The following is a 12,715-nucleotide window of genomic DNA, read 5'->3' on the forward strand; positions in this document are numbered from 1 at the left end:
GCGCTATTAAACGCTTGGGCAGGCTTTTGCCAGCCAATCGCGGGTGATTCCATCGCGCTGTTGCATTCGGGCACGTCGGCCCGGCGCAACTACCGCTGCCAGCAACGGCCTTCCAGCGCAATTCCGTAGGTCGCAGGCGAGCGCGCAAAGCTGGCAAGACCCGCAAGGGCCGCCTGCGGATGCGTGACGACGAAGGTCGGAATGGTCTTCATCAGCTCGTTGTGCGGCGCCTTGTCTTCGAACTCTTCACGAAACTCGGGTTTCTTCAATGCATCAAGGATCCGCGGCGAGATGCCGCCACCGAGGAAGACGCCGCCGCGTGCCATGAAGATGAGCGCGAGGTCACCGGCAAGGCGACCGAGATAGCGGACGAAAAGCTCAATCGTTTCCGCCGCCTGCGGGTTTTCGCCGGAAAGTCCCTGTTCGGTCACTTCGGGCGGAGCGTCCAGGCTCGGAGCGATGCCATCGGCAGCACAAACGGCGTTGTAGATGTTGAGAAGACCGCGTCCGGAAATGATTTCCTCAGCGGACACCCGGCCGTCGATGCGACGTAGATGCGGGAAGATCTCGAAATCCCGCTTCGAACGCGGACCGATATCCACATGCCCACCTTCGCCGGGAACTGGGAACCAGGTGTCGCGCGCATGGACAAGCCCTGCAACGCCAAGACCTGTCCCGGGACCCAAGACAACGCGCGATGCCTCGGTCGCTTCAGTGATCGGACCGATCGGCTGGCGATCGGCTGCAGACAGCGAGGCAACGGCCAGTGCCTGCGCCTCGAAATCGTTGAGCACGAGAACCGTATCGAAGCCAAGTTCGCCGATCATTTTTTTCGGACGCACGATCCAGTCGCAATTGGTGAGGTCGATCTCGTCACCATCGATCGGGCCGGCGACCGCAAGGATTGCGCTACGTGGCTTGTGCACGGAGTTCTTCAAGACGACATCTGCGATCGCATCGTCGATCGTCTCGTAGTCGGCCGTCTGCACATGCGGGAACTGATCCGGCGCACTCGTTGCATCGACGAGGATGGAGAAGCGGGCATTGGTGCCGCCGATATCGCCGATCAGGATCGGGAAGGCGAATGTGTGCGGTTGCACTTCAGCCATGGCGAATTCTCTCCTCCTACTGGAAATCAACAAGCTTTTCGGCCGTGGCACGGTTGAGCGCCATCGGGATATCGTAGACGGTCGCAAGCCGCGTCAGCGCCTTGACGTCGACGTCATGGGGAAGCGCGCTCAAGGGATCGATAAAGAAGATCAGCATGCCCACCTCGCCGGTTGCGATCATCGCGCCGATCTGCTGGTCCCCGCCAAGCGGACCGCTTTTCAGGCGTGTGACATCGAGATTGGGAGCAGCTTCCAGCACGCGGCCGCCGGTCGTACCGGTCGCGACGATGCGAAACTTGGATAGTGCCGCCTGATGCCGGCGCGCAAATTCCGCCATCTCGTCCTTCTTCAGGTCGTGGGCAATAAGCGCGATGCAGGGAAGCGTCGACATGGAATTCCTCTGCAAAGCCGTCGATCGGATTGTTGGCGATTGATGCTGGCCTTCTAGCCTGCCTCCGGCGGGAAGAAAAGATGGTCCCGACGGAATCCCGGTCAGCGGGAAGGACGCGGGCTCGGCAGCGGAACGTCGGAGCCCGGGCCGGGCATATCGCCGTCCGTCATCGTATCCAGACTGCTGGCCGCGGCAGGAAGCGGTACCGATGGAGAGTAGGCTATCCCGCCGCCACCCTGGCCACCACCCTGGAAAGTCGCGTCCTGCTCGGAGCGGGAGGGGGCGCTAAGAACCGCAGCGCAGGCCTTGGGAAGATTGGACAACATCACCTGGCGCGGCTTTACCGGCTTCTTGTTCGGATCCGCAGGCTTCGGCGGCGCCCAAGGCTCCTTGGTAAACCACCAGGCGAGCGCCTTGCTGTTGCAGTCGTCGGTGGAAGGCGTCGATGCCTGGCGTTCGCAGCCGGCAGCGCCCGGCGGGCAGTTCATGCGGATATGAAAGTGTTCATCATGGCCGTAAACCGGCCGCACCTTGCCAAGCAGGCTCCGGTCGCCGGTCCAGGTCTCGCACAGCTTCTTCTTGATTGCCGGATTGACGAAAACGCGCTGCACCTGCGGATAGCTGGCAGCCTGCATTACAAGACGGGCATGGGTCGGGCTCCAGCGGCGGCTGTCGACGGTCAGGAACTTGCTCTTGTCCAGCATCGAGGTGAACGGAATGTCTTCGCGCTGCGCCGGCGAAAGTGGCCGCTGCGGCTTCGGCGTGAACCAGATGTCGGCATCGAGCCCGATCTGGTGCGAGGCATGGCCGCTTGGCATCGGGCCGCCGCGCGGCATCGAGATGTCACCCACCAGAATGCCCGTACCCCAGCCGAGACCGGCCGCATCGCGTGAGAACTGTTCCAGCAGGGAGATCATCGCCGGATTGCCCCAGCGGCGATTGCGCGAAAGGCGCATCGCCTGCCAGGTCGGCCCGTCCGTCGGCAAGGCCACGGCGCCCGACTGGCAGCCCTTGGCATAAAAGCCGAGCGGTTCGGCATCGCCTCGGTTGGGCAGTTTCACGGAACCGAACAGCTGTTTGGCGGTCCTTTCCTCCTGGGCGAACGTCGGTTCGGAAATCGCGCCGCAAAACAAAGCGGCAGCAGCCAGGCCCAGAATGGTCTTAGAAATCGGTCTCATGCACATCCGCCGCAAATCAAATCAGTCCTTCTTCTACCGTGAAATGCGATTTTGTTGAAATGGAGATCGCAACCGGTGCCGGATTTCGCGGATAAATCGCTTGTGACAGCGGCTGCCTGTCTTTTGCTTTTATTTGCCCTATGCTTCGCCGCAACACGAATGACAAAGGGATATTGCATGGGCTTGGCTCGGTGGAAGATGGGTTTTGCAGCCGTGGCGGCAGTCGCGGTCCTCAGCACATCCGTTGCGGCACAGGATGCAGGCACCAGATGGCGGCATGGGATAGCCGTCATCGGCGATCTTGCTCTGCCCCCAGATTTCAAGCAGCTTCCCTATGTGGATCTCAACGCTCCGAAGACCGGCGAACTGCGTCTGGCGGATGAGGGGACATTCGACAACCTTAACCCGGCGATAGACCGCGGGGCTTCCGCAGCCGGTGTCGGTATGATTTACGACACGCTGATGAAAAGGTCCGAGGACGAGGTCTTCAGCACCTATGGTCTCCTCGCCGAAGCGGTGTCTTATCCGGAGAACATGTCGACCGCGACGTTCAGGCTGCGCGCGGAAGCGAAATGGGCTGACGGTCAGCCGGTCACGCCCGAGGACGTTATCTTCAGCATGGCGAAGCTCAAGCAATTGAGTGCCATGTATTCCGGCTATTATCGCCACGTTGCAAGCGTCGAGAAGACCGGCGACCGCGAAGTGACCTTCCGGTTTGACCAGGAAAACAATCGCGAACTGCCATCGATTGTCGGTGACTTTCCCATCCTCCCGAAGCACTGGTGGGAAGGCAAGGATGCGGGCGGCAAGCAGCGCGACATTTCCCGCACGACGCTTGAGCCGACGATGGCGTCAGGGCCCTACAAGATCGCCTCGGTGCAGCCCGGATCCGCCATCCGCTACGAACTGCGCGACGACTACTGGGGCAAAGACCTGCCCATCAACCTCGGCCAGAATAATTTCAGGACCGTCAGCTACACCTATTTCTCTGATGCCGATGTCGAGTTCGAGGCATTCCGGGCCGGCACGATCGATTACCGGCAGGAAAACAGCTCCAGCCGGTGGGTCACCCGCTATGATTTCGACGCAGTGAAGGACGGGCGCATCAAAAAGGAAGCGCTCGCCAATCCATTCAGGGCAAGCGGCATCATGCAAGCGCTGGTGCCGAATGGCCGACGCGAAATGTTCAAGGACGCGAGGGTCCGCGAGGCTCTGAATTACGCGCTCGATTTCGAAGATCTGAACAAGAACCTCGCCTTTGGCGGTCTCAAGCGTGTGGACAGTTTCTTCTGGGGAACCGAACTTGCTTCGTCCGGCCTGCCGCAGGGACGCGAGCTTGAGATCCTGAACGAAGTAAAAGACCAGGTTCCCCCATCGGTCTTCACCACCCCGTTTACAAATCCTGTCGGTGGCGATCCCAACAAGGTTCGTGACAATCTGCGCAAGGCAATCAGCCTGTTCAAAGAGGCGGGCTGGGAGTTGAAAGGCAACCGGATGGTAAATGCCAAAACCGGACAGCCGATGAGTTTCGAGATCCTGCTCGGCAGCGCCTCGCTGGAGCGTACCGTCAATCCTTTCGTGGCAAGTCTGAAAAAGATCGGGGTAGAGGCACGGCTTCGCACCGTTGATTCCTCGCAGTATATCAATCGAACCCGCAGCTTCGATTACGATATGATCTGGAACGTATGGGGACAATCGATGAACCCCGGCAACGAACAGGCGGATTACTGGGGATCGGAATCGGTCGATCGCCATGGCTCGCGCAACTTTGCCGGCATCGCCGATCCGGCGGTTGATACCCTGATCAAGAAAATCGTCTTCGCGCCGAACCGTGACGACCAGATTGCCGCAGTCAAGGCGATGGACCGCGTGTTGCTGGCAAAACGTTACGTGGTTCCACTCTTCTACTCCGGCGAAGCCAAGGTCGCCTACTGGAACCGGATCACCCATCCCGCAAAGCTGCCGGAATATGGTATCGGCTTCCCCTCGACATGGTCGTCGACCGCGGCCAAGAAGTGATCATAGAAACTGACGGGCTTGCGTGGCTTCTGCGCACCTGTTCCAAATGACCCGATTGATTCGCACCTACGATGAGGATTGCCGTTTGACCCCTGCGCCGGATTTCGGTGATGCGAGAGCAGTCCCAGCAGACGTGCGAAGCGGACGTGTGTCCGGAGTTTTGTCCGACATCGGGCCACAGCCGAAAAGCAGGGTGCTCTGATGGGCGCCTATATTCTTCGTCGCCTGCTGCTGATGATCCCGACGCTGGTCGGCATCATGGCAATTTCCTTCCTCGTCGTGCAGTTCGCGCCCGGCGGGCCTGTCGAGCAGATCATTGCGCAGGTTCAGGGACAGGATAGCGGCGACCGCCTGTCCGGTGGTGGCGATATGATGGGCCAGGGCGGCGGTGGCGATGAATCGCGCTATCGCGGCGCCCAGGGGCTCGATCCGGAATTCATCAAGAAGCTTGAGCAGCAATTCGGTTTCGACAAGCCGCCGCTCACCCGCTTCCTCGACATGATGTGGAACTACGCGCGCTTTGATTTCGGCGAAAGCTTCTTCCGCAACACGTCCGTGATCGACCTGATCATCGACAAGCTGCCGGTGTCGATCTCGCTCGGGTTCTGGATCCTGATCGTGTCCTATCTGATCTCGATCCCGCTCGGCATCCGCAAGGCGGTCAAGGACGGCTCGACCTTCGACGTCTGGACGTCGGGCATCGTCATCGTCGGCTATGCGGTTCCGGGCTTCCTGTTCGGCATCCTGTTGATCGTGATGTTCGCAGGCGGATCGTTCCTCGACTGGTTCCCCTTGCGCGGTCTCGTCTCTGATAATTTCGACGAACTCACCTGGTGGCAGAAGATCATCGACTATTTCTGGCACCTGACGCTGCCGCTGATCGCCCTGTCGCTGTCGGCCTTTGCCACGACGACGCTTCTGACCAAGAATTCCTTTATCGACGAGATCAAGAAACAGTATGTCACGACCGCGCGCGCCAAAGGTCTCAACGAGCGCCAGGTGCTCTATGGCCACGTCTTCCGCAACGCCATGCTGATCGTCATCGCCGGTTTCCCCAGCGCCTTTATCTCGGCCTTCTTCACCGGTTCGCTGCTGATTGAGAACATCTTCTCGCTGGATGGCCTCGGCCGCCTCGGCTACCTCTCCATCATCAACCGCGATTATCCGATCGTGTTCGGCACGCTCTACATCTTCTCGCTGATGGGCCTTGTCGTCAGCCTGATCTCCGACCTCGTCTATACCTGGATCGATCCGCGCATCGATTTCGAGCGGAGGGACGTGTGATGCAGACACCTGCCGCGACAGTGCCTGAAACAGTGCCCGTCAAGCGCCCGCTGATGTCGCCGACCAATCGGCGACGGCTCGCCAATTTCCGTGCCAACAAGCGCGGCTTCTGGTCCTTCTGGATCTTCATGGTGTTGTTCGTTCTGGCGCTGTCTGCCGAGTTCATCGCCAATGACCGGCCGATCATTGCGTCCTACAAGGGCGAGATCCTCTATCCTGTGATGATCGACTATCCGGAAGAGAAATTCGGCGGCTTCCTCGCCACCACCGATTACCGCTCCGACTTCATCCAGCAGGAAATAGAGGCCAATGGCTGGATGATCTGGCCGCCGATCCGCTATTCCTATCAGACGGTGAATTCGCAGATCCCGCACTCGGCCCCGACAAAACCCTTCTGGCTGATGTCGGCAGATGAACGCTGCAAGGCTTATCCGCAGGGCACACAGGATCCCAATTGCAGCCTCGGCAACCTCAACTGGCTCGGCACCGATGACCAGGCGCGCGACGTGACGGCGCGGATGATCTACGGTTTCCGGCTCTCCGTCCTGTTCGGCCTGGCGCTTACCATCTGTTCGGCCGTCATCGGCGTGACATCAGGCGCCATTCAGGGCTATTTCGGCGGCTGGGTCGATCTTCTGATGCAGCGCTTCATCGAGATCTGGTCGTCCATGCCGGTCCTCTATATCCTGCTGATCATCGCAGCCATTCTGCCGCCGGGCTTCTTCGTGCTGCTCGGCATCATGCTGTTGTTCTCTTGGGTGGGCTTCGTCGGCGTGGTGCGTGCAGAATTCCTGCGCGCCCGCAATTTCGAATATGTCCGGGCTGCCCGCGCATTGGGGGTCGGCAATGCCACGATCATGTATCGGCACCTTCTACCGAATGCGATGGTTGCAACCCTGACCTTCCTTCCCTTCATCCTGTCAGGCTCCATCGCGACACTGACCTCGCTCGATTTCCTGGGTCTCGGCATGCCCGCCGGATCGCCGTCGCTGGGAGAAATGATAGCCCAGGGCAAGAACAACCTTCAGGCGCCATGGCTCGGCCTCACGGCCTTCTTCACGATGTCGATCATGATGTCGCTGCTGATCTTCATCGGCGAGGCGGTGCGTGATGCCTTCGATCCGAGAAAGACGTTTGGGTGAAACCATGACCGAACCGCTTCTCTCCGTGCGTGATCTCTCGGTCGCCTTCCATCAGGGCGGAGCAACGACGCTTGCCGTCGACAAGGTGTCGTTCGACATAAAACCGGGCGAGGTTCTGGCGCTTGTCGGCGAATCCGGTTCCGGCAAGTCGGTAACGGCAAACTCCGTCCTCAAGCTTCTACCCTATCCGTCGGCAAGCCATCCCTCCGGCCAGATCCTGTTTGATGGCCGCGATCTCCTGCAGGCATCGGAACCCGACCTGCGCCGCGTGCGCGGCAACGACATCACGATGATCTTTCAAGAGCCGATGACCTCGCTCAATCCGCTCCACACGATCGAGAAGCAGATCGGCGAGATCCTCGGTCTGCATCAGGGCGTCTCCGGCCAGACGGCGCGGGATCGCACGCTGGAACTGTTGAACCAGGTCGGTATCCGCGATCCGGAAAAGCGCCTACAGGCCTATCCGCATGAGCTTTCAGGCGGCCAGCGCCAGCGCGTCATGATCGCCATGGCGCTTGCCAACCGGCCGAAACTCTTGATCGCCGACGAACCGACAACGGCGCTCGACGTCACGGTGCAGGCACAGATCCTCGATCTGTTGCGCGCGCTGAAGGGCGAGCACGGCATGTCGATGCTGTTCATCACCCACGATCTCGGCATCGTGCGGAAATTCGCCGATCGCGTCTGTGTCATGACCAAGGGCAAAATCGTCGAGGCAGGCAGCGTCGAGGACGTCTTTACCAAACCGCAGCACCCTTATACCCAGCATCTCCTGGCGTCCGAACCGCGCGGCGAACCGCCGGTCGTCGATCCGGCAAGCCCTGTCGTGATGGAAGGCAAGGACATCCGTGTCTGGTTCCCGGTCAAGGCCGGTTTCATGCGCAAGGTGGTCGATCACGTCAAGGCCGTCGATGGCGTTGACCTGACGCTGCGCGCCGGTGAAACGCTGGGTGTCGTCGGCGAATCCGGTTCCGGCAAGACGACGCTTGGCTTAGCGCTCGCAAGGCTGATTTCGTCGGAAGGCCGCATCGTGTTCATCGGCAACGATATCGGCAAATACAGCTTCAAGCAGATGCGGCCGTTCCGCGACAGGCTCCAGGTCGTGTTTCAGGATCCGTTCGGATCGCTCAGCCCGCGCATGCCGGTCGGCGACATCATCGCCGAGGGTCTCAAGGTCCACGAGAGCCAGCTTTCGGCCGACGAGCGCGATGCTCGCGTTGTCTGGGCGCTCGGTGAAGTCGGGCTCGATCCGGCCACGCGCTGGCGCTACCCGCATGAATTCTCCGGCGGCCAGCGGCAGCGGATCGCGATTGCCCGCGCCATGGTGCTGAAGCCACGCTTCGTCATGCTCGACGAACCCACATCGGCGCTCGACATGACCGTGCAGGCGCAGGTCGTCGATCTCCTGCGCGACCTTCAGAAGAAGCACAACCTCGCCTACCTCTTCATCAGTCATGACCTGAAGGTGGTAAAGGCGCTCGCCAACCACGTCATCGTCATGCGGCTCGGCAAGGTGGTAGAAGAGGGGCCGGCCGATCAGATCTTCCGGGCTCCCCGCGAGGATTATACCCGCGCCCTGATGGCCGCAGCCTTCAACCTGGAAGCCGTCGAAGCCGGCGCCATCAATCAGTAATCTCAAAATCCGGGAATAGGACATGTCCGAAAAAGGCGCGGTCGTCATCGATCTCAAATTCGAGCAGCGTGAAATGCACGCGGCCCTCGAGGGCGCCTTCCCCGGGCGAACCATCCTGCATGCCGCAGACAAGGCGGCGGATCTGTCCCAGGCGCGCTATGCGGTCATGTGGAAGCCGGATGTCGATCTCTTCCAGCGCGCGCCGAACCTCGACGTGCTCTTTTCCGGCGGCGCCGGCGTCGATTCCATCCTCGCCACACCCGGACTGCCGGATCGCCCGATCGTCCGCTTCGTCGACCAGAGCCTGACGACACGCATGAGCGAATGGGTAGTCTTGCAGGCGCTGAGTCATCTGCGACAGATGCCGACCTACCTTGCCCAGCAGCGTCGCAGCGAGTGGCGCGAACTCGCCCAGCCGGAGGCAAAGGACCTGACGGTTGGCGTCATGGGTCTCGGCAAGCTCGGTCTCGATTCTGTCGCCAAGCTGAAGATCATGGGCTTCAACGTCGTCGGCTGGTCACGCAGCCCCAAGGTGATCGAGGGCGTCGAGACGTTCGATGCCGATGGGCTGAATGCATTTCTCGGTCGCACCGATATCCTCGTCGGCCTCCTGCCGCTGACGCCGGAAACCCGCGGCCTGTTCGATTCGTCGCTGTTTGCAAAACTCCGCCAAGGCGGCGCTCTCGGCAAACCGGTTTTCATCAACGCCGGCCGCGGCGGTAGCCAGGTCGAGGCCGATCTCGTGTCGGCGCTCGAGAGTGGCATGCTGGGTGGAGCGTCGCTGGATGTTTTCGAACAGGAGCCATTGTCGAAGGAAAGCCCTTTCTGGGCCATGGACAACGTCATCGTGACGCCGCATGCAGCCTCCGCATCGGATATCCGCGCGCTGTTTCGCAATGCCGAGGTGCAGATGCAGCGGTTCGAAGCCGGTGAGGCACTGCAGCACGTCGTGGACCGCACAGCCGGCTATTAGGCCATGTTCCCGATCCCGAAGGGCCGAAACGGAACCATTCGCACCAACCCGCGGTTTAGCTGGCATGGACCGGCGTGACGACGATGAGGCCGGCAATGGAGGAGTGATCATGAACACCCGTTTCGATGCCGACAAACCCACACCGAACGTCTCGCGCGGCACAAGTTCCAACCCGAACGGCGCACCGGTTCAGGAAACTGCGACCGAAGCGCGGCAGGGTTCCTACGGCAAGCCGATGCTGATCGTGCTGGTTTGCGGTCTCGTTCTTGCGATCGTCGCCTGGAGCGGCGCCGAGTGGTGGGGCGAATCGACAGATGCTCCGACGGAGCAAACCGCCACGCCGCCGGCTGGTAGCACGACACCTGGCAACTCTACCGGCGCAGCACCCAGCAACGCACCGGTCACCCAGCCGCAGGCCCCGACAACCAATGATCGTCCCTCCGGAAATCCATGATTGGCACCTCTCGTTCGGCCGCGATCTCGCGGCCGAATTGCGTTCTGGACTTGCCAAGTCATTTGCCGATAAGACTTTGCCCGGGATTGGCGCAGGGTTTCGAAATCTCGCGAGACGCCGATATGGTGGAGCCGGCCATCTGGCCGGGCAGGGGCAGGCATGACGAAGACTGATATTGCGACCAGGGTTTACAACCACACCTGGAAGCTGGACCCGATCATACGCAGTCTGATCGACACCGATTTCTACAAGCTGCTGATGTTGCAGATGATCTGGAAACTTTATCCGGACGTCAACGCGACTTTTTCGGTCATCAACCGGACGACGAGCGTCAAACTCGCCGAGGAAATCGACGAGGCTGCCTTGCGCGAGCAGCTCGACCATGCCCGCACTGTCGGTCTTTCCAAGAAGGAAATGATCTGGCTCACCGGTAACACCTTCTACGGCAAGAAGCAGATTTTCGAGCCGGAATTCCTGACCTGGCTGTCGACCTTTAAACTGCCGGAATACGAACTTTCCAAGCATAACGGCCAATACGAGCTGACCTTCCACGGCAAGTGGATGGAGACGACGATGTGGGAAATCCCCGCATTGGCGATCATCAACGAAATGCGGTCCCGCTCCGCCATGCGGACGCTCGGCTATTTCACCCTCGATGTGCTCTATGCCCGTGCGAAGGCCAAGATGTGGGAGAAGGTCGAGCGTCTGCGCACGCTTCCCGGTCTTCGTATCTCCGATTTCGGCACGCGGCGCCGCCACAGCTTCATGTGGCAGCGCTGGTGTGTCGAGGCCCTGAAGGAAGGCATCGGCGGCGCCTTTACCGGGACGAGCAACGTGCTCCTGGCAATGGATTCCGATCTCGAAGCCGTCGGCACCAACGCGCACGAACTTCCCATGGTCGCCGCAGCCTTGGCGGAGACCGACGAGGACCTGCGCCAGGCACCCTATCAGGTGCTGAAAGACTGGAACCGGCTTTATCACGGCAACCTCTTGATCGTTCTTCCCGATGCGTTCGGCACGGCCGCCTTCCTGCGCGACGCTCCGGACTGGGTTGCCGACTGGACCGGTTTCCGTCCCGACAGCGCGCCGCCGATCGAAGGCGGCGAAAAGATCATCGCCTGGTGGAACAAGATGGGGCGTGATCCGAGAGAAAAGCTGCTGATCTTTTCGGACGGTCTGGATGTCGAAGCAATCGTCGATACCTATCGCCATTTCGAGGGACGGGCACGCATGAGCTTCGGCTGGGGGACCAACCTCACCAATGATTTTGCCGATTGTGCGCCACAGGAAATCGCCGGTCTCAAGCCGATCTCGGTCGTCTGCAAGGTGACCGAAGCGAATGGCCGCCCCGCCGTCAAGCTTTCCGACAATCCCCGCAAGGCAACCGGCGAACCGTCGGAAGTCGAGCGGTATCTCAAATTCTTCGGTCAGGAAGACCGCGTCGACCAAAAGGTCGTCGTTTAATCATTTCCGCAATCAAAAAGGCCCGACGAGGAAGCTCGCCGGGCCTTGTCCGTCTGGTGATGTCAGATCGAACTTACTGCTCGATCACCTGAACCACGGTGTTGGTTTCCGGATCAACGATGACGCGCTGGTTGTTGACGACCGTGTACGCGTATTTCGGATTGCTTGGCACAGGCGTCACGACGACGGTCTGCGGGATCCGCTTGCCGACGGCGATCGGCTGCTCGACCCTGTAGGCGGTGGTAGGCAGCGGCTGTTCCTGGACGTAGGTCACGACTTCGCGCGGTGGCGGGTCGATTGCTGTCCCGGCAACGGCGCCGATAACGCCACCAACTGCAGCGCCAACCGGGCCGCCAACGATCGCGCCGGTGACCGCGCCGCCTGCGGCGCCTGTAACAGTACCCTGCTGTGCAAAGGCTTGGCCGGTAAAGGCTGTCGCGAGGATGATGCAGGAAGCAAATGTCAGCTTCTTCATGGTGGTTCTCCTTTTTCTATACGCTCGGGCCTAACAACGGTAGAACTTGCAAACTCGTTCCGGAGCGGTTGTCACCTTTCGTAACCGGATGTAACGTTGTGCGGCGCTCTTGGCATCGGCGGATGTGGAGCAGGGCTTGCCTCTGCCGCGCTTCCGCCTATGTTTTCCTTCAACGCGCAGAGGAATTTGATGTGGAATACCGATTTCTGATTGTCGAAGACAGCTTGCTTGTCGCCATGGACATCGAGGATGCCGTCCATCGCAGCGGGCACGATGTCGTGGGCATTGCACCCGACATGACCGTTGCCTTGAACTACACCCGCGAGACCGACATCGCTTTCGTGGATGTCAGGCTGGCGGATGGGGAGACGGGTCCTGAAATCGCCAAGACGCTTGCCGAATTCGGCATCATCGTCATTATGATCACGGGCAATCCGGGTCTTGTCGCATCCGGAGTTTCAGGCGTTGTGGGCGTTATGGCGAAGCCCCTGACCGATCAGGCCTCCATGGATCTCATCCAGTTTGCGGTGGATCGCAAGAATGGCCGTCAGGGAACGCCGCCGGCAAGGCTGCGGCTGTTCCACTAATTGGTC

General features: G+C 60.4%; 12 protein-coding genes. 8 read left to right on the forward strand and 4 right to left on the reverse strand.

The window, feature by feature from the left end; translation table 11 throughout:
• Window positions 1-89 precede the first annotated feature (89 nt).
• The 3 genes from ACQY1K_RS00720 to mepA form a co-directional block, all read right to left on the reverse strand.
• Window positions 90-1,109: a glucokinase gene (locus ACQY1K_RS00720; protein WP_430258039.1), complete on the reverse strand. Its 1,020-nt coding sequence runs from the start codon at window positions 1,107-1,109 to the stop codon at window positions 90-92.
• Window positions 1,110-1,125: 16 nt separating this feature from the next.
• Window positions 1,126-1,500, reverse strand: coding sequence for a methylglyoxal synthase (locus ACQY1K_RS00725; RefSeq protein WP_062454150.1), 375 nt, complete (start codon window positions 1,498-1,500; stop codon window positions 1,126-1,128).
• 101 nt (window positions 1,501-1,601) lie between these two features.
• Entirely contained in the window at window positions 1,602-2,678 is a 1,077-nt protein-coding gene (gene mepA / locus ACQY1K_RS00730) for a penicillin-insensitive murein endopeptidase (protein WP_430258040.1), read from the reverse strand.
• A gap of 177 nt (window positions 2,679-2,855) precedes the next feature.
• Between mepA and ACQY1K_RS00735 the strand changes: the two genes are divergently transcribed.
• The 7 genes from ACQY1K_RS00735 (at window position 2,856) to pncB (ending at window position 11,647) form a co-directional block, all read left to right on the forward strand.
• A complete protein-coding gene (locus ACQY1K_RS00735) occupies window positions 2,856-4,697 on the forward strand; it encodes an extracellular solute-binding protein (RefSeq protein ID WP_430258041.1) in 1,842 nt (613 codons plus the stop codon).
• 201 nt (window positions 4,698-4,898) lie between these two features.
• A complete protein-coding gene (locus tag ACQY1K_RS00740) occupies window positions 4,899-5,981 on the forward strand; it encodes a microcin C ABC transporter permease YejB (RefSeq protein ID WP_430258042.1) in 1,083 nt (360 codons plus the stop codon).
• A complete protein-coding gene (locus ACQY1K_RS00745; RefSeq protein WP_184654245.1) occupies window positions 5,981-7,123 on the forward strand; it encodes an ABC transporter permease in 1,143 nt (380 codons plus the stop codon). The genes ACQY1K_RS00740 and ACQY1K_RS00745 overlap by 1 nt, the downstream gene beginning before the upstream one ends.
• A 4-nt stretch (window positions 7,124-7,127) precedes the next feature.
• On the forward strand, window positions 7,128-8,756 hold the full coding sequence (locus tag ACQY1K_RS00750; RefSeq protein WP_430258043.1) for an ABC transporter ATP-binding protein: 1,629 nt from the start codon (window positions 7,128-7,130) through the stop codon (window positions 8,754-8,756).
• A gap of 22 nt (window positions 8,757-8,778) precedes the next feature.
• Complete coding sequence (locus tag ACQY1K_RS00755; protein WP_430258044.1) at window positions 8,779-9,729, forward strand: 2-hydroxyacid dehydrogenase; 951 nt, start codon at window positions 8,779-8,781, stop codon at window positions 9,727-9,729.
• Window positions 9,730-9,838: 109 nt separating this feature from the next.
• Window positions 9,839-10,183: a hypothetical protein gene (locus ACQY1K_RS00760; protein ID WP_156461794.1), complete on the forward strand. Its 345-nt coding sequence runs from the start codon at window positions 9,839-9,841 to the stop codon at window positions 10,181-10,183.
• Window positions 10,184-10,342: 159 nt separating this feature from the next.
• On the forward strand, window positions 10,343-11,647 hold the full coding sequence (gene pncB, locus ACQY1K_RS00765; protein WP_062578663.1) for a nicotinate phosphoribosyltransferase: 1,305 nt from the start codon (window positions 10,343-10,345) through the stop codon (window positions 11,645-11,647).
• Window positions 11,648-11,720: 73 nt separating this feature from the next.
• Here pncB and ACQY1K_RS00770 read toward each other — a convergent pair whose 3' ends face one another.
• Window positions 11,721-12,122, reverse strand: a complete 402-nt coding sequence (locus tag ACQY1K_RS00770) for a DUF1236 domain-containing protein (RefSeq protein ID WP_062454142.1) — start codon at window positions 12,120-12,122, stop codon at window positions 11,721-11,723.
• A 191-nt stretch (window positions 12,123-12,313) separates the two neighbouring features.
• On the opposite strand from ACQY1K_RS00770, the gene ACQY1K_RS00775 reads away from it, so the two are divergent.
• Window positions 12,314-12,709: a response regulator gene (locus ACQY1K_RS00775; protein ID WP_062454141.1), complete on the forward strand. Its 396-nt coding sequence runs from the start codon at window positions 12,314-12,316 to the stop codon at window positions 12,707-12,709.
• Window positions 12,710-12,715: the final 6 nt, after the last annotated feature.

This window comes from Neorhizobium sp. IRS_2294 (assembly GCF_050500145.1).
Lineage (GTDB): Bacteria > Pseudomonadota > Alphaproteobacteria > Rhizobiales > Rhizobiaceae > Neorhizobium > Neorhizobium soli.

Coding starts and splice junctions, on each gene's coding strand:
- ACQY1K_RS00720 (WP_430258039.1), bottom strand. CDS start 1,109: ATGGCTGAAGTGCAACCGCACACATTCGCCTTCCCGATCCTGATCGGC.
- ACQY1K_RS00725 (WP_062454150.1), bottom strand. CDS start 1,500: ATGTCGACGCTTCCCTGCATCGCGCTTATTGCCCACGACCTGAAGAAG.
- mepA (WP_430258040.1), bottom strand. CDS start 2,678: ATGAGACCGATTTCTAAGACCATTCTGGGCCTGGCTGCTGCCGCTTTG.
- ACQY1K_RS00735 (WP_430258041.1), top strand. CDS start 2,856: ATGGGCTTGGCTCGGTGGAAGATGGGTTTTGCAGCCGTGGCGGCAGTC.
- ACQY1K_RS00740 (WP_430258042.1), top strand. CDS start 4,899: ATGGGCGCCTATATTCTTCGTCGCCTGCTGCTGATGATCCCGACGCTG.
- ACQY1K_RS00745 (WP_184654245.1), top strand. CDS start 5,981: ATGCAGACACCTGCCGCGACAGTGCCTGAAACAGTGCCCGTCAAGCGC.
- ACQY1K_RS00750 (WP_430258043.1), top strand. CDS start 7,128: ATGACCGAACCGCTTCTCTCCGTGCGTGATCTCTCGGTCGCCTTCCAT.
- ACQY1K_RS00755 (WP_430258044.1), top strand. CDS start 8,779: ATGTCCGAAAAAGGCGCGGTCGTCATCGATCTCAAATTCGAGCAGCGT.
- ACQY1K_RS00760 (WP_156461794.1), top strand. CDS start 9,839: ATGAACACCCGTTTCGATGCCGACAAACCCACACCGAACGTCTCGCGC.
- pncB (WP_062578663.1), top strand. CDS start 10,343: ATGACGAAGACTGATATTGCGACCAGGGTTTACAACCACACCTGGAAG.
- ACQY1K_RS00770 (WP_062454142.1), bottom strand. CDS start 12,122: ATGAAGAAGCTGACATTTGCTTCCTGCATCATCCTCGCGACAGCCTTT.